Source organism: Vannielia litorea (assembly GCF_018424695.1).
In the GTDB taxonomy this organism is placed as follows: Bacteria; Pseudomonadota; Alphaproteobacteria; order Rhodobacterales; family Rhodobacteraceae; genus Vannielia; species Vannielia litorea_A.
Window position 1 is genome coordinate 1 of record NZ_QTNQ01000199.1, and the last position, 889, is coordinate 889.

General features: G+C 65.9%; 1 protein-coding gene and 1 pseudogene. Both read right to left on the reverse strand.

What is annotated here, in order from left to right:
• Positions 1–405: pseudogene (locus tag DYI42_RS23930) on the reverse strand (hypothetical protein); the annotation flags it as partial.
• 4 nt (positions 406–409) lie between these two features.
• The gene (locus DYI42_RS23935; protein WP_213549634.1) at positions 410–733 is read right to left on the reverse strand and encodes a 2Fe-2S iron-sulfur cluster-binding protein; all 324 of its coding nucleotides are present in this window, start codon (positions 731–733) and stop codon (positions 410–412) included.
• Between the last annotated feature and the right edge of the window lie 156 nt (positions 734–889).

An 889-nucleotide genomic window follows, 5' to 3' on the forward strand; every position in this document is an offset into this window, starting at 1 on the left:
GCCCGGCCCAAGCCCCCAAACCGCCAGCCGGGCGCCCTTGTCGCGGTGGCTTTCCACCACCACGATCTCGGGCTCCCCCTCGCCGGTCATGTCCCAGAGCCGGGGAGAAACATCTTCAAAAACAAGCTCTTCCGGCAGGTTGACCTGGAAGTTCGAGCGCCCCGCGCGGCACGGCGGGCCCAGCGTGACGCCCACCACCATCGCGCCCCACTCCTCATCATCGCCAAGCGCGCCATGCGGGTAGCGTGTGGTGGGGGCGGCGTATGTCGCGCCGCTGATCTGCGCCACGCACTCCACCGCCGGATCGGCCGCCATGACCGGTCCGCCGAGCGCCACCAGAAGCAGCGCGCGCAGCGTTTTACCGATTGTCAGGAATTTGCGCCAATCTCTGCCCGAGCGGCGCATCCGCTCAGATCTGCTTTTCGGGCATCTGCACAACCAGCCCGTCGAGCGCGTCGCTCACTTTGAGCTGGCAGGTCAGGCGCGAGCGCTCGGCGTCGGGCTCGAAGGCAAAGTCGAGCATATCCTCTTCCATCGCCTCGCGGGCGGGAAGCTTCTCGACCCACTCGGGCGCAACATAGACGTGGCAGGTCGAGCAGGCGCAGGCCCCGCCGCAATCAGCATCGATGCCCGGAATGCCGTTGTCGCGTGCGCCTTCCATCACGGTCATGCCATTGGCCACCTCGACCTCATGCTTGGTCCCGTTGTGCTCGATGTAGGTAATCTTGGCCATGTCACGCTCCAGCTTGCCTGTTCCGGCCCATTTAGCGGATCGGCGCAGGAGATTCCAGTATTGCCGAGGCGCGACAGATGTTCTACCAATGTTCTCATGCCTTCCGCTCCGCCTGACTGGCCACGCCCGCCCCGCGCCATCCCCGCCGCATGGCTC